The organism is Roseateles sp. GW821-FHT02E12, assembly GCF_059421665.1.
In genome coordinates this window covers 102689-120403 of the sequence record NZ_JBWKVK010000002.1, presented here as the reverse complement: position 1 = coordinate 120403, position 17715 = coordinate 102689, and the positions used below count along the sequence as shown (strand labels likewise).

General features: G+C 68.9%; 14 protein-coding genes. 4 read left to right on the top strand and 10 right to left on the bottom strand.

All coding sequences use genetic code 11. The features are described 5' to 3' along the window. Nucleotides 1-9 precede the first annotated feature (9 nt). The gene (locus tag AC07V5_RS11335; protein WP_495115780.1) at nt 10-1395 is read right to left on the bottom strand and encodes a nucleoside hydrolase-like domain-containing protein; all 1386 of its coding nucleotides are present in this window, start codon (nt 1393-1395) and stop codon (nt 10-12) included. A 100-nt stretch (nt 1396-1495) separates the two neighbouring features. On the opposite strand from AC07V5_RS11335, the gene AC07V5_RS11330 reads away from it, so the two are divergent. The 3 genes from AC07V5_RS11330 to AC07V5_RS11320 are packed head-to-tail and all read left to right on the top strand — an operon-like array spanning nt 1496 to nt 5929. Further along, nucleotides 1496-2926, top strand: a complete 1431-nt coding sequence (locus AC07V5_RS11330) for a pectinesterase family protein (RefSeq protein WP_495115779.1) — start codon at nt 1496-1498, stop codon at nt 2924-2926. Nucleotides 2927-2931: 5 nt separating this feature from the next. After that, nucleotides 2932-4527, top strand: coding sequence for a DUF5060 domain-containing protein (locus AC07V5_RS11325; protein ID WP_495115778.1), 1596 nt, complete (start codon nt 2932-2934; stop codon nt 4525-4527). Between the two features lie 16 nt (nt 4528-4543). After that, a complete protein-coding gene (locus AC07V5_RS11320) occupies nt 4544-5929 on the top strand; it encodes a hypothetical protein (protein ID WP_495115777.1) in 1386 nt (461 codons plus the stop codon). On the opposite strand, the gene AC07V5_RS11315 is transcribed toward AC07V5_RS11320, so the two are convergent. The 4 genes from AC07V5_RS11315 to AC07V5_RS11300 all read right to left on the bottom strand — a co-directional run bounded on the left by AC07V5_RS11315 (nt 5922) and on the right by AC07V5_RS11300 (nt 9560). Then, nucleotides 5922-6287: a DUF1801 domain-containing protein gene (locus tag AC07V5_RS11315; protein ID WP_495115776.1), complete on the bottom strand. Its 366-nt coding sequence runs from the start codon at nt 6285-6287 to the stop codon at nt 5922-5924. The two genes, AC07V5_RS11320 and AC07V5_RS11315, sit on opposite strands and share 8 nt — an antisense overlap. Before the next feature lie 65 nt (nt 6288-6352). Beyond that, a complete protein-coding gene (locus AC07V5_RS11310; protein ID WP_495115775.1) occupies nt 6353-7507 on the bottom strand; it encodes a DUF2306 domain-containing protein in 1155 nt (384 codons plus the stop codon). Between the two features lie 35 nt (nt 7508-7542). Further along, nucleotides 7543-8892 carry a sensor histidine kinase gene (locus AC07V5_RS11305; RefSeq protein ID WP_495115774.1) on the bottom strand — a complete coding sequence of 450 codons (1350 nt, stop codon included), beginning with the start codon at nt 8890-8892 and terminating at the stop codon, nt 7543-7545. Beyond that, the gene (locus tag AC07V5_RS11300; protein ID WP_495115773.1) at nt 8889-9560 is read right to left on the bottom strand and encodes a response regulator; all 672 of its coding nucleotides are present in this window, start codon (nt 9558-9560) and stop codon (nt 8889-8891) included. Before AC07V5_RS11300 ends, AC07V5_RS11305 begins: the two co-directional genes overlap by 4 nt. 135 nt (nt 9561-9695) lie before the next feature. Here AC07V5_RS11300 and AC07V5_RS11295 point away from each other — a divergent pair, with 135 nt between their 5' ends. Beyond that, nucleotides 9696-10454: a MipA/OmpV family protein gene (locus tag AC07V5_RS11295; protein ID WP_495115772.1), complete on the top strand. Its 759-nt coding sequence runs from the start codon at nt 9696-9698 to the stop codon at nt 10452-10454. A gap of 9 nt (nt 10455-10463) precedes the next feature. Here the strand turns inward: AC07V5_RS11295 and AC07V5_RS11290 are convergent, their stop codons facing one another. The 5 genes from AC07V5_RS11290 to AC07V5_RS11270 all read right to left on the bottom strand — a co-directional run bounded on the left by AC07V5_RS11290 (nt 10464) and on the right by AC07V5_RS11270 (nt 17660). Then, entirely contained in the window at nt 10464-11354 is an 891-nt protein-coding gene (locus AC07V5_RS11290; protein WP_495115771.1) for a hypothetical protein, read from the bottom strand. Nucleotides 11355-11438: 84 nt separating this feature from the next. Then, the gene (locus tag AC07V5_RS11285) at nt 11439-12413 is read right to left on the bottom strand and encodes a family 43 glycosylhydrolase (RefSeq protein ID WP_495115770.1); all 975 of its coding nucleotides are present in this window, start codon (nt 12411-12413) and stop codon (nt 11439-11441) included. Next, nucleotides 12410-14821 carry a glycosyl hydrolase 115 family protein gene (locus tag AC07V5_RS11280; RefSeq protein WP_495115769.1) on the bottom strand — a complete coding sequence of 804 codons (2412 nt, stop codon included), beginning with the start codon at nt 14819-14821 and terminating at the stop codon, nt 12410-12412. The genes AC07V5_RS11285 and AC07V5_RS11280 overlap by 4 nt, the downstream gene beginning before the upstream one ends. Further along, nucleotides 14821-15810 carry a hypothetical protein gene (locus AC07V5_RS11275; protein ID WP_495115768.1) on the bottom strand — a complete coding sequence of 330 codons (990 nt, stop codon included), beginning with the start codon at nt 15808-15810 and terminating at the stop codon, nt 14821-14823. The genes AC07V5_RS11280 and AC07V5_RS11275 overlap by 1 nt, the downstream gene beginning before the upstream one ends. Next, nucleotides 15807-17660, bottom strand: coding sequence for a rhamnogalacturonan lyase (locus tag AC07V5_RS11270; RefSeq protein WP_495115767.1), 1854 nt, complete (start codon nt 17658-17660; stop codon nt 15807-15809). Before AC07V5_RS11270 ends, AC07V5_RS11275 begins: the two co-directional genes overlap by 4 nt. Nucleotides 17661-17715 lie beyond the last annotated feature (55 nt).

The following is a 17715-nucleotide window of genomic DNA, read 5'->3' as shown; positions in this document are numbered from 1 at the left end:
GACAGCGCCTCAGGGCAGCACGTTGACGATGACCCGCCGATAGCGCGTCAACCTCGGGCTGCCATGGTCCGTCACTGCCAGGATGATGTGCAGGCTGCCGGTGCCCGGCGGCATCACGCGCTGCGTGGGCACGACGAAGGAAGCCTGGGCTTGGTCTGAGCCCTTGATCTCCAGCGGCTGGCCCGAGCGCGCACTGGACACGGTGAACGTGCCGGCCTCGCCGTAATAGAACCACTCGTAGGACAGTGCATCGCCATCGGGGTCGCTGCTGCCGGCTGCGCTGAGGTTCACGGTGTCGCCGCGCCTGGCCGTCAGCACCTCGGCATGCGCGAGCTTCACCACCGGCGGGTGGTTGGCCTTGGCGTAGGGCTGGGTCGTCCAGTCCATGCGCGCCGCGAAGTCGTTCTGCACGGCGGCGCGCCAGCGCCAGAGGGTCGCGTGGTTGCTGGTGTGCCATTGGCCATCCACGCCCTTGACCTCGTCGACCGCATCCGTCCACAGCGGCCGGGTCTCGGTCTCTTGATGCCACTTCTGCAACCGTGGCGTGTAGAGCTCATAGCGGCCGCCCCAACCTCCCCAGTCAGGACGTTCGGGCATGTTGAGTCCATTGGCAACCAGCCCCAGGAAGCTGGGCGTGTCGCCCTCCATCATGAATTCGGTGTGTGGGTACTGGGCACCCAGCGGGCCCTTGTTGCGGCGGATGTGGCGGTCCAGCCAGGGGTTGTCGACCAGGCCGAAGTCGGCCCCACCGAAGCGGCCATGCACCTGGTCGCCGCCCATCGCGGCCCAGGTCGCGTGGTGATACGCGCCACCCGGATGCAGGCCGGGGCTGGCGATGTAGAAGAGCCCGGGGAAGCTCTTGCGTATCCAGGGGCCGGAGTCGTCCTGGTCGGAGATGGCGTAGACACGCAGCGTGGCGACGAACTTCGCGAGCGCTTCCGGGCTTCGCGTCGCCTTGACCTTCCACAGTGCCTGGGCCAGCACGTTCGGACCACCCCAGACCGGCACCCACAGCGGCCGCGTGTCGGCACGATCCGCGGCGGCAATCAGCGCGTCGGAGCCGGGCGAATCCATGCCCTCACCCACCACCTTCATGCCGAAGTCCGGGCGGCCCTCGGAGACGGCGGCCAGCAGTTGCGCCGCGCTGGGGTAGCCCGGTTCGTGAAGCAGCAGGTTGGCGCGCACCTTGCCGTAAGCCTCGACGATCTCGCGAATACGCCAGGCCGCCGTCTTGTTGCGCTGGTGGATGGACGTGGTGGCCACCAGGCCCTCGACGTCGAACTGGTTGGCATAGGTCAGCAGCCGCACCAGAGACTGCGCGTCGTCCGGCTCGTTCTCGATGTCGGTCAGCACGAAGAGCCGGGTCTTGTCCGCTGCGAACACGGGCGCGGCCATGAAAGCAAGCAGGCAAAGCAGAACGCGCAAGTTGTTGAGCATTTGAAGTCCGACGAAACCGGGCCGCAGCAGTATCCGCGCCGACCGTAGCATCACGCGCATGCCACGCCTCCTGAAGAACCTCGTGCTGTGGGCCGCCTGGCTGCCGTTGGCAGCGCTGGCCCAGGGCGGCACCCCGACGCCATCGCCCCAGGGCGCTGGCATCAGCCCCGACACACAACTCAGCCTGCGCTTCGCCAGCCCACCCACCGTGGGCAGCTCGGGCCTGATCCGCATCTTTGACGCTGACGACGGGCGCCTGGTCGACACGCTGGACCTCGCCATCCCCGCCTCGCCCAACCGCCGCATGACGGCGCCCGAGGCAGCGGCCGACGCGGCGCAGCAGCGCTACCAGTCCACCCGCATCGCCGGCCGCGACTGGCATTTCCGCCCGGTCATCGTGCGCGGCAACGTGGCGACGCTCTACCCGCACCACGGCGTGCTGAGCTACGGCCACCGCTACCGAGTGACGGTGGATGCGGGTGTGCTGCAACCCGCCGCCATCGCCTGGACCTTCGCCACCCGCGCGGCGCCGCCGCCGGCTGACAGCACCCGTCTCGTCGTCGCGGCCGACGGCAGTGGTGACTTCAACACCGTGCAGGGCGCCATCGACTTCGTGCCCGACAAGCCGGCGAAGCGAGTCACCCTCTTCATCCGCAACGGCGTCTATGAGGAGATCGTGTCGCTGAATGGCAAGAACAACCTCATCCTGCGCGGCGAGAGGCGCGACCAGGTGCAGGTGGGCTATGCCAACAACAGCGCCTTCAACCCGGGCGCCCGCAGCCGCTGGGCCTTCTCCATCGTCGACGGGCAGGACATCCAGCTGTCCAGCTTCACGATCAACAACGACGCCATCGGCCAGGCCGAGGCGCTGATGACGCGCGGCGAGCGCATCGTGCTGAGCGACATGACGCTGAACGGCAGCGGCGACGCGCTGACGACCTACGGCACGCTCTATGTGCAGGACAGCAAGCTCAGCGGCCATGGCGACACCATCCTGGGCTATGCGGCGGCCTACTTCCTGCGCAGCGAGCTGGTCTCCATCGGCCCGTTCTCCTGGACGCGCACGCCGGCCGGCCAGCATGGCAACGTCTTCGTCGACTGCACCTTCATCGCCAGCGACGCGCCGCTGCCCTGGGCAGCATCGGCCCCAGTGGCCAACCCGGCCGCCGTGTTCGCCCGCCTGCCGCGCAACAACTCCGCCACGCGCACGGCCACCAACTTCCCGCATGCGGAGATGGTGCTGATCAACACTCGCACCCAGGGCATCTCGCCCGAGGGCTGGGGGCCGGTGGAAGAGGCGCCGGGCTTCGACAGCTCGCGGGTGCGCCTGTGGGAGTTCAACACGACGGATCTGCAGGGCCAGCCGGTCGATGTTTCCAGGCGCCACCCGGTCTCGCGCCAGCTGACGATGGCGAAGGACGCCGCCACCATCGCCGACTACAAGCGCCCGGAGTTCGTGCTGGGCGGCTGGAAGCCGGTGGTGGAGTGAACATGATGAGACTGTGGCGAACGCTGACACTGCTGCTACTGGCCCTGTGCAGCGCGGCTGCTCATGCCGTTGAGCAATGGGGCATCCAGGAGATCGAGCTCGCCGGCCCGAAGGACGGCAACCCCTTCATCGACGTGCAGATCAGCGCCCGCTTCAGCGACGGTGCGCAGACCCTGGAGATCGACGGCTTCTACGACGGCGATGGCATCTACCGCGTGCGCTTCATGCCGCCGCGGCCCGGGCGCTGGACCTGGGTCAGCCACAGCAACCGCTGGCCGCTGACGAACAAGCAGGGCGAGTTCATCGTCACGCCGGCCAAAGGCGGCAATCACGGCCCGGTAGCCGTGCGCAATGGCCACCACTTCGGCTACGCCGATGGCTCGCCGTTCAAGCCGGTCGGCACGACGATGTACAGCTGGGCTCACCGCGGCGAGGCGCTGGAGGCGCAGACGCTGAAGACGCTGGCCGCCGCGCCCTTCAACAAGGTACGCATGCTGGTGTTCCCGCAGACCGCCGGCACCGACAAGCACCCACCCGAGTTCTGGCCCTATGCCGGGACGCCGCCGCGCGACTGGGACTACACGCGCTTCAACCCCGCCTTCTTCCGCCACCTCGAAACCCGCGTGGGCCAGTTGCGCGATCTCGGCATCGAGGCCGACCTGATCCTGCACCACCCCTACGACGACAAGCGTGAATGGGGCTTGGACGACCGGCCGCGCGAGGTGGACGACCGCTACGCCCGCTACCTCGTCGCCCGGCTGGCGGCCTACCGCAACGTCTGGTGGTCTCTGGCCAACGAGTTCGATTTCATCCGCACCAAGACCGATGAGGACTGGGAGCACCTGGGCCAGCTGCTGCAGCGCACCGACCCCTACGGCCATCTGCGCTCCATCCACAACGGCAAGCGCATCTACGACCAGGCGCGGCCGTGGATCACCCACGTCAGCATGCAGCACGGCATGGCTGCGGCCGAGGCCAGCCGGGCCGTGCTCTTCCGCGAGGCCTGGCGCAAGCCCGTCATCTTCGACGAGCTGAAATACGAGGGCCGCCACGACCGCCGGTGGGCGCAGCTGACGGGCCAGCAGATGGTGCACGCCTTCTGGTCGACGACCATCGCGGGCGGCTACGGCGGGCACAGCGAGTTCATCCCCGACACCGACGGCCTGATCTGGCTAGCCCAGGGCGGCAGGCTGCGCGGCGAGAGCCCGCCGAGGCTGGCCTTCCTGAAGCAGATCCTGGATGCCGCGCCCGCCGAAGGCATCGACCCCATCGACGCTTTCGACGACCTGTTCGTCGCCGGCCAGCCGGGGCGTTACTACCTCGTCTACTTCGGCACCCAGGCGCCGACCGAATGGCAGCCCCAGCTCTACCTGACCGGCCTGCGCGACGGCCAGCGCTTCAAGGCCGAGATCATCGACACCTGGGGCATGACGATCACGCCCTTGGCGCAGCCGCTGCAGTTCAAGCCCCAGGGCCGCTACCACTTCGTCGAGCGCAGCGGCCAGGCCGTCAAGCTGCCGGGGCGCACCGGGATGGCCCTGCGCCTCACGGCGCTGGACACACCCGCCGGCCCCGCCGCCCAGCGCGCGGTGGACGACTGAACGAGGAGCGACCACGATGCGATCCGCACGCCTTCCTGCCCTGTCCACGGCCCTGGCGCTGGCCGCCTGCGCAACACTGCCCACCCCGCCCTCCATGCTGCCCGCTTTCCCGGGCGCCGAGGGCGAAGGCGCCATTGCTGTCGGCGGCCGCGGCGGGCGGACGATCTATGTGACGACGCTGGCCGACGACGGCCCCGGCTCGCTGCGCGCCGCTGTCGAGGCCATCGGCCCACGCACCGTCGTGTTCGCCGTGTCCGGCACCATCGCCCTGGCCAAGCCGCTGCACGTCACCGAGGGCCGGCTCACCATCGCCGGGCAGACCGCCCCCGGCGACGGCATCACGCTGCGCAACCATGCGCTGTTCATCGAAGCCGACGACGTCGTCGTGCGCTTCATCCGCTCGCGCATGGGCGACGAGGCCGGCGCCGACGACGACGCCATCAGCGTGGGCTCGGGCCAGCGCATCATCCTGGACCACGTCTCGGCGAGTTGGTCCACCGACGAGTCGCTGTCGGTCTCCGTCGCCCGCGCCGACCTGGGCCGGCCGGCCTACCAGCACGTCACCGTGCAGTGGAGCGTCATCGCCGAATCGCTGAACTGCAACGTGCCCAAGAAGGGCGCCTGCCATGGCTTCGGCAGCCTGCTGCGTGGCGCGCATGGCACGCGGCTCAGCATGCACCACAACCTCTGGGCCCATCACCAGGACCGCATGCCCCGCCCGGGCAACTACCTGAGCCCGGACAAAGACCCGGTCGGCGGCTTCTACGACATCCGCGCCAACGTCTTCTACAACTGGGGCGCCGAGCGCGCCGGCTACAACCTGGACCGCGGCGGCGAACGCGCCAGCTACAACTTCGTGGGCAATGCCTACTTGACCGGGCCGAGCTCCAAGGGGCAGTTCGCGTTCGAGGAAAGCAACCCAGGCTCGCGCGCCTGGTTCGCTGGCAACACGATGGACGGCCGCCTGCCTGCCGACCCGTGGGAGCTGGTGCGTGCTCACGCACAACACCTGCCCGGCGGCCTGCCGGCTGGCTACAAGCTGGCCCAGCCGCTGGCCTTTTCGCCGGTTGCGATGCACCCGCCCGCCGTCACGCTCGAGCGCGTGCTGGCCCAAGCCGGTGCCTCACTCGTTCGCGATGCGGTCGACCTGCGCATCATCGAAGACGTGCGCCAACGCCGCGGCAAGCTGATCAACAGCCAGACGGAGGTGGGCGGCTGGCCCGTGCTGCAGAGCCGGCCCGCACCGCTGGACAGCGATGGCGACGGCATGCCCGATGCATGGGAGATCGCGCAAGGGCTGAACCCAAGAGACGCGTCGGACGCGGCCCGAGTCGATCCGGTGACGGGCTACACGCAGCTGGAGCGGTATCTGAATGGGCTGGTGGCGCACATCGTCAGGTAGCAGCGCCGGGAGCCGGGCAGCGGCCCTTGTGCAGGTGATAGGTGAGCGCCGCAGCGATGCAGAAGCCCAGCGAATCCACCGGCATCTTCTGCGTCAATGCCAGCACCAAGGCTCTGTTTCCCTCAAACCGAAAGTCATTCGGGAACATCTGCTTGAATGATTCGACGAGGTTGGTCTGGCAGTTGAAGTAGACGGCGTACTGATCCGGCGCCTTGGCCTTCCAGTCGATACGAACCGTGCTGCCCGCCTTGTTGACGGTGACATAAGCCGGCTCGCCCCACTTCAAGGTTTCGTCGACGTCGCCGACGCCAGGTGTTTGCGCTGCCGTCTTCAGCACCAGCTCCCTGAGCGCCAGCATGCGCCGCCTCACGTCGGCCGGGTAGGCCTCGAACCTGGCCTGAACCTCTGAACTGCGGAAGTGGGTCATCCGGTGGCGTCGCCCGGCGGCGCGTACTGCGCGATGACCTGCTGCTCCGTCAGCATCGGCGTCTGGTTGGCGAAGTCGTAGTAGCCGGGCTTCTTGTCGATGTAGATCTGGCTGGCCAGCTCGAAGTCGTCGGTCTCGAAGGCACCGGCCGGCACAAAGTACTCACCGGTGGCCAGCAGCTTGTAGAAGAGGTGGGTGCCGCAATGCTTGCAGAAGGCGCGCTCGGCCCACTCCGACGACGCATAGACACCGATGTGTTCCTCGCCTTCGAAGCGGACGTTGGGCCCGCAATGCACGGCCAGCAGCGGGCCGCCACCCCAGCGCCGGCAGAAGCCGCAATGGCAGGCGCCGATGCCCTTGGCGTCAGGCGATGTGAAGCGGACGGTGCCGCACAGGCAGTGACCTTGCATCTCTTGGTTTCCCTTCATGCGGCCAGCCCCTGCGGCGGGCGCGAGCGCGCAAATTGTTGCCCAGGGATGTGGCATTCCATCCGTGCCTGTTTGCGTTGCCGGCCAGGCCGATTGCCGCTCCCGGCGCGACACCGGCGTCGGCGGCCACAGCCACAGCTCGGCCAGCAATGCATTCGGCACCCAGCAGGTCCAGGCCACGGCGGTGTAGATGGCTTCCACGGGCACACCCAAGGCGCCGGCCACGCCCAGCTGCAGCCGCAGCGAGATGCCCGCCGCCGTCAGCGCGAAGCTGCGCAGCATCCAGCGCCGATGCCGGGCGATGTGGTGGGCGCGGATGTGGATGAGCGCGATGGCGGTGGTGGCCAGCCAGGCCAGGGCCAGCAGGCCGAAGCCCAGCCGGGCCACCGGCCCGCCCATGGCCTGGGCAGCGAGCGGTAGCCCGCTGATGCCGCCCACCAGCAGGCAGGCTGCGTAAGCCCAGCCGATGCGACGGTGCAGCCGCGGATGGCGGGCCCGCAGGCGGGTGGAAAACTGCCAGGGCCCGAGCATCAAGGCCAGGCCGGCGCTGACGGCGTGCGCGATCAGGATCTCGCGCTGCAGTGCCAGGTTCGGCAGCGGCGGCGCGAAAGGCTGGCCCGGCAGCGCAAACCGCAGCGCCGCCACGCCGATGAGGGTGGCCAGCACCAGCAGCAGCCCGAAAGCGGCCTGGCGGACGAGGTTGAGGCGTGAGGTGGTGTTCATGTCGCCCAATCTAGGCGGCATGAATTGGCTGGGACTTAGGCGGGTGTCGAAGGCAGATGCACGCGTGCCACCAGCCCGCCAAGCCCATCGTCACGGCCGAGCAGCTCGATGCGCAGGCCATGCCTCAGCCCCGCCTGGCGGGCAATGGCCAGGCCCAGGCCGCTGCCACCGGCCGGCGCGTCGGGCATGCGGAAGAAGCGGTCGAACACCCGCTCGCGCATCGCCTCGGGCAGGCCCGGGCCGCTGTCCACCACATCCACCCAGCGCGCGCCACCCTCGCCCTGCACCAGCCTCAACTCCACCTCGCCGCCCGCCGGTGTGTGGCGCAGCGCGTTGTCGATGAGGTTGTCGAAAAGGCTGCGCAGATCGCCTTCAACAGCCTGCAGTTGCAGCACCCCTTCGATGCCGTCGACAAAGCCGACCTCGATGCCGTTGCGGTCGGCCAGCGCCATGGCCTGGCCGATGCTGGCGCGCAGCAGCGTGCGCAAGTCCACCCAGGTTAAGGTGCCATCAGCGCGTGCGGCCTCCTGGCGCGACAGGCTGAGCATCTGCTCCACCAGGTGCTGCGCCCGCCGCATGCCCTGCTGCAGTTGATCGAACTCGGGCTTGGCGTTAGCTAGATGCGGGCGCAAGTTCTCCAGCTGCAGGCTCAGCGCCGTCAGCGGGGTGCGCAGCTCGTGCGCGGCGTCCTGCACAAAGCGGCGCTGCACGTTGAGCGCCCCGCGCAGCCGCATCAACAGCGATTCGAAGGCCTGCACCAGTGGCGTCATCTCCGAGGGCACGGCCGGCGCGATGCCGCCGAGGCTGTGCTCGTCGCGCCCGGCGAGCTGCAGCGCCCCGTCGCGCAAGCGGCGCGAGGCCCGGCCCACCACCAGCCACAAGACACCCAGCGCCACCGGCAGCAGCATGAAACCCGACAGGCCGGCCAGCACCGCCCGCCCACCGATTTCTTCATCCCGAAAGCGCTGGCTGTGCAGCACCTGGGCGCGCAGCTCACCGCTGCCCGAGTCGGCTGGCGTGGTGTACGCCCGCCACTCCTCGCCGCCGGCGCTCAAGCCCCGCCAGCCAGACGTGGCTTGCAGCGGCACGTCCAGGGCGGGCCAGGAGCTGGCTCGGCGCGCAGGGTCGCGCACGCACCAGAGCTGCACGATGAAGCCGCCATCCTCATACACGTCGGGGCCGGTCAGCTGCAACGGCGTGCCCAGGCTCGCGCAAGAGCGCTCTGTATGTGAATGCGCCAGCGCCCTCATCTGGCCATCCATGTAGGCATGCACCACATCGTGGTAACTGAAATAGAACGCGCTACCCACAACCACCGAGGTCAGCAGGTGCAGCGGCAGCAGCCACAGCACCAGTTGGCCGCGCAGCGAACGCGGCCAGCTCATGCAGCGTCCGCCAGCGCCACGCGCCAGCCCAGGCCACGCACGTTGCGGATGGCGTCGGCCCCGAGTTTGCGGCGCATGCCGTGGATCAGCACGTCGATCATGTTGCTGCCCACCTCTTCGCCCCAGCCGTAGATGCGCTGCTCCAACTGCTCGCGCGACAGGATGGCGCCGGGCCGCTCCAGCAGCGCGCGCAGCAGCGCGAACTCGCGCGCGGTGAGGGTCTCGCGCTGGCCGTCGCGCAGCGCCTCGCGGGTGTTGAGGTCCAGCTGCAACGCGGCGCCACTGCCCAGCAGCGACTGGGCCACACCGCTGCGCCGGCGCAGCACCGCGCGCATGCGGGCCAGCAGCTCGCCCATCTCGAAGGGCTTGGCCAGGTAATCGTCGGCGCCCAGGTCCAGCCCCTCGATGCGCGACTCGACGCCGTCGCGCGCCGTCAGCACCAGCACCGGCGTCAGCTCGCCGCGTGCACGCAGCTGGCGCAGCAGGCTCAGGCCGTCCAGCCGGGGCAGGCCCAGGTCCAGCAGCACGCAGGCATAGCCACCATCGGCCAGCGCCGCGCGGGCGGGCTCGCCGTCGCGCACCCAGTCCACCGACCAGCCGGCACGGGCCAGCGCCTGGGTCAGGCTCGTGCCGATCATCTCGTCGTCTTCCACCAGCAGTGCGCGCATGCGCGGAATTTACGCGCCCTCACTTATGCGCGAATGAGGCCGCCTCGAACCTGGGGGGCGGTCCTTGCCTTAACGCCTGGCTAATTTGGCCTGCCTACGCTGCGCAGCGTTTCATCCCCACCAAGGAAGTTCTCGATGCAAGCCCAAGTCCTTCGCCTCGCCGCCGTGCTTTTGATCACGACGCCGGCCCTGGCCCAGAACGCCCCGCCCGACGGCGCCTCTGGCTCGCTGACCATCGCCGGCATCGGCGCCGGCGCCACGCTGGAGCCCTACCGCGGCGTGGACACCAAGGCCCGCGTGCTGCCGCTGCTGATCTACGAGAACGACTGGGTGTCGGTCGCCGTGCCCACGCTGGACCTGAAGCTGGGCAGCACCGGCGACATCAAGTACCGGCTGCGCACGCGCTTCGGCTTCGACGGCTACAAGGCCAAGGACTCCGACTTCCTGCGCGGCATGGACCGCCGCAAGGAGGGCCTGTGGCTGGGCGCTGCGGCCATCTGGGACACCGGCATGGGCGAGCTGTCGCTGGAGGTGCTGGGCGACGCGACCAGCAACAGCAAGGGCCGCATCTTCTCCCTGGAGTACGAGAAGCGCTTCGACTTCGGCGACCTGGCCGTCACGCCCCGCCTGGGCGTGCGCGGCGTGGACAAGAAGTACGTGAACTACTACTTCGGCGTGAAGCCCACCGAGGCCATCGCCGGCCGGCCCGTCTACCTGGGCAGGTCGGCCACCCAGGCCGAAGGCGGCCTGCGCTTCACCTATGCGACGGGCAGCAACGAGATGCTGTTCCTGGACATGTCGGCCCGCCTGCTGGGCAAGCCGGTGCAGGAGAGCCCGCTGGTGGAGCGCCGCTACCAGGCGAGCTTGTTCGCGGGATGGCTGTATCGGTTCTGAGCGGTCAGGTCAGCGCTCAGGCGTGCAGCGGCCCTGGATGTCGGCTGCCAGCCGCGCAACCTCGGTGGGGTCTGCCCCGGGCGGCGGTTTGAAGCTGGCCAGCAAGCTCTCCAACGCAGCTATGTGGGCGGGGTCGATGTCGGGCCGGCGCCGCACCTCCTCGGTCCCCTTGCTGATCTCGGCGCGCTGCTGCTCACGCAGCGCGCCGATCTCGTTGGGTGTCAGCAGCCGCGGGTGCTGTGCAGCCAGCGTGCTGAGCCAGGCCTGCGACATGCGGTCGCAGGCCCAGGCGTCGCGGCGCAACGCGGCCACGACCGTGGGCTCTGAGGCCACGTCAAAACCCTTGCCCAGCGCCGACACCAGCGCAGCCGCCGCACCTCGATCGCCTTCGGCGAGGCTGCGGCGCAGCAGTGGCACCAGTTGCGCGCGTGACGCGGCATCCACGGCCTGGCAGGACGCCAGGTCCTGCTGCATGCCGGCCAGAAGCGCGCGGCCGTCAGCCTCGGACTTGCGGTGCCATCCGGCGTCGACCTGCGCACGGAGTCTCTCGACGCTTTCGCAGGTCTTGATGTGCCACGCCGCCTCGCCGGCCTTGCCGCGCTGGTCGCTGCTGACGGCTATTTGAATCTCGCGCTGCATGCGCGAGACATCCGGCGGCGGGCGGGGCATGGGCGCCGTAGCCGGCGCAACCGGGGAAGGCGATGCTGCCTGCCCGAGCGCCGCCGAGGCTGGATGCAGCACAGGTGGAGTCGATGCCGCAGCGGTCGGTGGTGTGGGCTGCAGCGCGGCAGGGAACGGCGTCACCGCAACGTCGCCATGCCCACTGCTGACCGCCCAGGCCACGGCGCAAACGGCAGCGACGCCGGTCAACCAGGCAATCTGGCGAACGATGGGTTTCATTGGGTGGCGTGGTTGGCAGTCCTGAACGATCACGGACTATGCCGACACGCCCGGCCGCCACCCAGCGGCAGTTTTCACATCACCTCAGCGCCCACCCACCCGCCTCGGGAAGTCCCCCACCCCTTCCTTGGTCCGCTCGATCTTCCTGATCGTCCCGTCGTCGTTGAAGACCAGGTACTCCGCCGCCACATGCCGCTGGGTCTTGTTGCAGGCCGCACCCGGCGTCTCCAGCCAGCGGTGATAGAACAGCACCCACTGGCCCTTGTACTGCACGATGGAGTGGTGGTTGTTGGCGTTGTTCTCCTGCTCCATGATGACGCCGCGGTAGGTCCACGGGCCCTTGGGCGTCTTGGCCGTGTAGTAGGTCAGGATGCGGTTGTGTTCCGGCATCGTGAAGTAGTACAGGCCGTTGCGCTTGAACACCCACGGGCCTTCCATCGGCGGCTCGTAGCCACCCATGTCCATCTTCTGCAGCTCGCCCTTGAGGCTGCGCATGTCGTCGGCCATCTCGGCCACGAGGTAGTTCACGCCGGACGTGCGGCTGTAGAGGTAGGCACGGTCGTCGTCGTCGACGAACAGCACCGGGTCGTTCGCATAGGGCTTGCGCCACAGCGGCGCGCCGATCATGTCCTTGAAGGGGCCTGCCGGGCTGTCGCTCTCGGCGATGCCCACGCCCATCCACTTGGTGCTGTTCTTGGGGTTCTGCCGGTCCTTCACGCCGGTGCCGGCGGGGAAGACGAGGTAGTACTTGCCGTTCTTGTAGGCAGCGTCAGGCGCCCAGGCGTAGTCGTCGGCCCACTTCAGGTCTTTCACCGACAGCACGGCGCCGTGGTTGGTCCAGTTGACGAGGTCGGTGGACGAGAAGGCATACCAGTCCTTCATGTGGAAGTCGGCCTGGCATTCCTCGTCGTGCGAGGTGTAGAGCCACATCTTGCCGTCCTTCCAGACATGGCCGGAGGGGTCGGCAGTGCGCAGGTCCTTGCCAAGGGCGAGTGGGTTCTGGGCCTGCGCGAACGGCGCCGTCAGCAGGGCCGCGAGGGCGAGGGATGCGAGCTTCATGGGTTGCCTTTGCAGGCGCCGGGCAGCAGCTCGGCGCCATCGAACATCAGGTCGCTTTGGCCAGCCTTCAGGCGCAACGATGCGCCGGAACGATCGGGGAGTGTGGCGGTTGCGGTCAGGCGGTTGGCCAGCACGCCCTGCGCCCAGGCGGCATCCTGAGCGCCGCGCGGCCAGCGCAGCGGGTGGGTCTGGCCGTCGGCGAGCAACTCGACCTGCCAGGGCTCTCCCGAGGCCAGTGGGTAGGTGGGCAGCAGGTGGACGCGCAGGCAGCCCGGGCCAGCGGTGGACTCGGCTTGCAGGGTCAGCGTTGCGCCGGGTTGCTGGGCAGCCAGCACGCCTTCGCCACGGCCGAGACCGGGGATGCGGCGCCAGCCCTCTGACGCGGTCACGCGCAGCGCGGGCGGCGCTTCGGCAGCAGCCACGGGCGCGAGGTCGGCCGCGGCTTTCGCGAGATCGCTCAGCGCATCGGTCGCGCGGCCACCCAGGCCGGCGGCCGGCAGCAGCGGCGCCTGCTGGCGGTAGCTCGTCCACAAGCCATCAGCCGGCTCCTCGGCCAGGATGCCCGCCCAGCGGCCACCGTTGTAGCGCGCGGTCAGGGCCTTGAGGCGCTGGTCGGCGCGCACGGCCTGGGCGGCAAAGCGACGGGCACCGGCGGGATCGCGCTCCATCGTGGCGGCGTAGCGCTCCAGCGCGAAGAAGCGTTCGTTGGCCAGGGCGGAGGCGCGTAGCGGGTATTCGACGAGCTGGAAGAAGCCGCCCTGCTGTTCGGCGGCGATGCGCGGGCGCACGGCGTCGAGCGCTGAGAGCAAGCGCGCGAAGCGGCCCAGGCGTTCGTCGATGACGGCCGGTGCAAGGCCGCTGCGGCGCACGCGTTCGCCCGGCAGATGGAACTGCAGGTGCTCGGGGCGGCGCTCGAAGTTGAGGCGGTAGTAGCCATCCCAGAGGTCGGCAATCTCCGCGACGCCGAACAGCCGCGTGGCCAGATCGCGAAGGTAGGCGCCCTGCCCTTGCGTGCGTACGGCGGCCGGGTTCCAGGCCAGGTCGAACCAATGGCTGAGGTTGATCTCATGCGGCTTGATGTCGCCGGCGTTGGCGATCCACAGCCGCTGTACGCCAGCGTCGAAGGCCCGGCCCATTTCTTCAGCCACCAGTGCAGGCGGCGTGGTGCTGAGCCACAGGTAGGACAGCGGTGCGCCGAGGTAGCTCAGGTGGTAATACACGCCCGAGCCGCCCGACCGCTTCGCCTGGGCGGCATCCGGGAACTGGCGGAGGTAGCCGAAGTTGTCGTCGGGCCAGACCAGCGTCACGTCCTCAGGCAAGGCCAGGCCAGGCAGCAGCGGCAGCACTTCCTTGTAGGGCACGAAGACCTGGGGCAGTTGCGTCGGATCGCCCACGTGCTTGGCGAGCAGCTCGCGCTGGTCGGCAATCAGGCGGTTCAGCAGCGCCTGCTTCTCGGCCACCGTGCCGCCGCCCTGCATGCCGGAGTCGTGGATGCCGCGCATGCCCAGCGTGTAGAGGTTGTCGAAGCGGCCGTTGGTCTTCAGCCGCTCGGCCCAGTAGTCGCGCACCTGTTCAGGATTGGTCGCGTAGTTGTACTGGTCAGGCGGTGCCTTCCACTCGGCGACGTTGTTGCGCAGCAGGGGCTCGGCGTGGGACGAGCCCATGACGATGCCGTAGCGCTGCGCGAGCCTGGCGTTCTCGGGGTTGGCGTTGAAGGCGCCCGACACCTGGTGCATGGCCGGCCACAGCGTGTTGGCCTTCAGGCGCAGCAGCAGGCGGAAGACCTGCTCGTAGGTCTTGGGGCCGATGGTGCCGGCCTCGGGCTCGAAGGTGCGAGAGGCCCAGGGGAAGAGGCCCCAGTCCTCGTCGTTGATGAAGAGGCCTCGGTACTTCACGGCGGGGCCGTCGTGCAGCGTCTCGGTCAAGGAGAGGTGCAGCGGGCCACGCTTGAGCGGCGCCACGTCGGCCCACCAGTGCCAGGGCGACACGCCCAGGGCCTGGCTCAGCGTGTAGACGCCGTAGGCCGTACCGCGGCGGTCGGCGCCCGCGACGACGAGCGCGGCTTTCACGCCCGGGGCAGGGTTGTGCAGCAGCGCGATCTGGAAGCACTCCCAGCAGCCCTTGAGCTTGCCCAGGTCAAGGCCGGCGGCGTCGATGGCGGGGTGGCGACCGACCGTGCCGACCCAGATCTGAATTGCGCCCTTGTTGCCGACGCGCATCCCCAGTCGCTTCAGGTCGTCCGCCAGGTCCTTGGCGACAAATACCTCGAGAGGATCGGCGTCCGGCGCCGCGACGATGACAGCGCCATCGAGCGGCACGCTGCCCAGCGTGGCCTTGGTGTCGACGGTGAGGCCGGCGTGCGCTGAGCTGGCCAGCACATACAGCAGGGCCAACAGCAGCGCGCGCATCAGCGAGCCTTGAAGGCCGGGCGCAGATCGGGTGGCGGCGCGTCGCGATCCACGCTCAGCCAGCCGTCCTTCACGGTCAGCTCCGCGGACTGGATGACCGTGCGCTGATGCCAGCGGTCGTCCGTCTTCGCTTCCGGCTCGCCACTCTGGTGCGTGAAATAGAACAGGTAGGCCCTGCCGTCGACAACCGTGACGCCCGGGTGCTGACCCTTGGCGCGGTCGGTTGGGTGCTGGCCGATGTCGGCCAGCAGGCGCGCGGGCTGCTCTTCCCAGTTCTGTGCGTCGTCGGAGCGCAGCACCAGCAAGCCCTTCCACAGGTCAGCCACCAGCCACCATTTGCCGGCGAACTGGAAGACCGTGGGGCCTTCGCCGGGCAACGGGCTCACCGGGCCACGCACGGTCCAGGTCTTCAGGTCAGTGCTGTCCGCCGCTTTGAGCCTGCTGCCGCCCTGCTCGTCCTTGAACCACATGCGCCAGCCGCCTTGCGGCGCGCGGATGACGGACGCGTCGATGACCTTGGGTGAGCCCAGATCCGCGCGGCCGGCGCATTGCCAGGTACGCAGATCGGTACTGGTCAGGTGCTCGATGCGGCGCTCGCCTGTCCAGCTCTTGTGCACACCGGGCACGATGGTGAGCCATAGGTGATACACGCCGTCGAAGTCCTGGATCTCGGGCGCCCACAGCGTGACGCCGGTGCACTCGGCAGGGAACTTGGCCTCGCCCGACGCGCGCCAGTGGTTGCCGTCATCCGTCGTCGCAACGCCGATGGGCGTGGCGTGCACCCAGGTCACGTCCTTGGGGTCGTCCAGCCGCATCGTGGCGCGGCGGTTTGTGTAGAACATCTCCCAGCGCTTCAGGCCGCGGTTGAAGACGAGGGACACGTCGGCGGCGCCATCCAGTACCGGGTCGCGGTACAGCGGCCGCGGCGCGGGTTCGGGCGTCGCGCAGCCGGTCAGCAGAACCAGCAGCAACAGGGCGGCAATCCTCATGGCGTCGTGATCGGCAGGTAGCGCGGCGGCTTCATGCCGTGGCCCAGGTGGAAGCTGGTGTGAGGCGGCTGGTTGTAGCCGGCGTTCTGCGCGGCGACCTGCACGCGGTATTGCGGGTCGTGCATCAGCGTGACGAGGCGGTGCTCGGTGGGCACGGCCGTCGAGAAGACCAGCAGCGCGGTGCTGTCCTCGTTGCGCCAGACGACTTCCTCGCGCCAGTCGCCGAAGAGGTCGGCCGACAGCACGGGGTTGCCCTTGGTGCCGTTGTTGGAGGCGGCGCCGAACTTCTTGCCGTTCAGCACGTTCTCGAACTTGAAGGTGGCGGGGTTCCACTTGTCGACGGAGACGTGGTCCAGCGATTCGCGCAGCAGGTCGCCATCCCACCAGATGGCGAAGTTGTAGCGGTTGGGGTGTTGCTCGCTGATCAGCTTGCCGCCCGCGCTCATCAGGCCGCCCACGCTTCCCCAGCATTCGGCGCCGGGGTAGGCGGGGTCGATGTCGAAGCAGACGCCGCGGCCCACGTCGGTGTTCTTGCCGGACATGCTCCACAGCACCTTGCCGGTGGCGGCGTCGTGCATCTCCAGGCCGTGCTCGCCGTAGCAGCGCGGGCTCTCGTGCACCATGAAGATCTGCTGGCCTTCGCGCGCCGGGTCGAAGGCGCTGACGTGCAGCGCGTCGCCATGGCACAGGCCGGTGCTGTAGAGCAGCTTGCCGGTGCCGGAGATGGTGGCGGCGCCATAGATGATGTCGTCCAGGCCGTCGCCGTTGACGTCGGCCACCGAGAACCAGTGAGCGCCCTGCCCTGCGACCGGTTTGGCTGACGCGTCCGCATCGGTGTCGAAGACCCAGCGCTGTGTCAGCTTGCCGTCACGCCAGTCCCAGGCGGCCAGCACGGCGCGGGTGTAGTAACCGCGGGAGAACACGGCGCTGGGGCGCTTGCCGTCCAGGTAGGCCACGCCGGCAAGGAAGCGGTCGACACGGTTGCCATAGGTATCGCCCCAGGCACCCACGTCGCCGCGCGGCGGCGTGTAGTCGACGGTCGCCATCGCCGCGCCGGTCAGGCCGTTGAAGACGGTCAGGAACTCCGGCCCGGCCAGCACGTAGCCGGCCTCGTTGCGGTAGTCGGCCTTGCCGTCGCCGATGGTTTTTCCCTGGCCGTCGACCGTGCCGTCGGCCGTCTTCATCATGACTTCGGCCTTGCCGTCGCCGTCGAAGTCGTAGGCGAGAAAGCTCGTGTAGTGCGCGCCGGCGCGGATGTTTTGCCCGAGGTCGATGCGCCACAGCCGGGTGCCGTCGAGCTTGTAGGCATCCACCAGCGTGTGGCCGGTGTGGCCCTTGTGCGAGTTGTCGTGCGCGTTGGTGGGCTGCCATTTGACGATCAGCTCGTACTGGCCGTCGCCATCGAGGTCAGCGGTCGAGCCATCGTTAGCCTCGTAGGTGTAGGCCACACCGTCGGGCGTCACGCCGCCTGCTGGTTTTTGCAGCGGCACGCGCAGATAGGGCTGGCTCCACGGCGCGGTGGCGGTGGACGCGGGCAGCTCCTGGCCGCCAACGACGGCGCGCACGGTGTAGAGGCTGTCGCTGCGGCCCTGCGCGTCCACCAGATTGGTCAGCGCCCGCGGCTCGTGGTTGATGCGCTTGCCGTCACGGTAGACGTTGAAGCGCACGCCAGCCGGCTCGGTGCCCAGCAGCCGCCAGCTCAGGAAAACGCCCTGCCCTGTGCTCAGCGCGACGAGGCCGCGATCGAGCTTCTCCATCTGCCTGGGCTGAGCCTGAGCCTGAGCCTGAGCCTGAGCCAGGCCGGCACAGGCCAGCAGTAGGCAGACGAAGAAACGGTGCAGAAGGATCATGGCAACGGCTCAAAAAAACGGCCCCAGCATGAGCGGGGGCCGGCGCGCGGGGTCA

Excerpts from the sequence above, each read along its gene's own strand:
- AC07V5_RS11295 (WP_495115772.1), top strand. The coding sequence starts at position 9,696 with ATGCAAGCCCAAGTCCTTCGCCTCGCCGCCGTGCTTTTGATCACGACG.
- AC07V5_RS11315 (WP_495115776.1), bottom strand. The coding sequence starts at position 6,287 with ATGCTGGCGCTCAGGGAGCTGGTGCTGAAGACGGCAGCGCAAACACCT.
- AC07V5_RS11290 (WP_495115771.1), bottom strand. The coding sequence starts at position 11,354 with ATGAAACCCATCGTTCGCCAGATTGCCTGGTTGACCGGCGTCGCTGCC.
- AC07V5_RS11330 (WP_495115779.1), top strand. The coding sequence starts at position 1,496 with ATGCCACGCCTCCTGAAGAACCTCGTGCTGTGGGCCGCCTGGCTGCCG.
- AC07V5_RS11270 (WP_495115767.1), bottom strand. The coding sequence starts at position 17,660 with ATGATCCTTCTGCACCGTTTCTTCGTCTGCCTACTGCTGGCCTGTGCC.
- AC07V5_RS11275 (WP_495115768.1), bottom strand. The coding sequence starts at position 15,810 with ATGAGGATTGCCGCCCTGTTGCTGCTGGTTCTGCTGACCGGCTGCGCG.
- AC07V5_RS11300 (WP_495115773.1), bottom strand. The coding sequence starts at position 9,560 with ATGCGCGCACTGCTGGTGGAAGACGACGAGATGATCGGCACGAGCCTG.
- AC07V5_RS11320 (WP_495115777.1), top strand. The coding sequence starts at position 4,544 with ATGCGATCCGCACGCCTTCCTGCCCTGTCCACGGCCCTGGCGCTGGCC.
- AC07V5_RS11285 (WP_495115770.1), bottom strand. The coding sequence starts at position 12,413 with ATGAAGCTCGCATCCCTCGCCCTCGCGGCCCTGCTGACGGCGCCGTTC.
- AC07V5_RS11310 (WP_495115775.1), bottom strand. The coding sequence starts at position 7,507 with ATGAACACCACCTCACGCCTCAACCTCGTCCGCCAGGCCGCTTTCGGG.
- AC07V5_RS11305 (WP_495115774.1), bottom strand. The coding sequence starts at position 8,892 with ATGAGCTGGCCGCGTTCGCTGCGCGGCCAACTGGTGCTGTGGCTGCTG.
- AC07V5_RS11335 (WP_495115780.1), bottom strand. The coding sequence starts at position 1,395 with ATGGCCGCGCCCGTGTTCGCAGCGGACAAGACCCGGCTCTTCGTGCTG.
- AC07V5_RS11325 (WP_495115778.1), top strand. The coding sequence starts at position 2,932 with ATGAGACTGTGGCGAACGCTGACACTGCTGCTACTGGCCCTGTGCAGC.
- AC07V5_RS11280 (WP_495115769.1), bottom strand. The coding sequence starts at position 14,821 with ATGCGCGCGCTGCTGTTGGCCCTGCTGTATGTGCTGGCCAGCTCAGCG.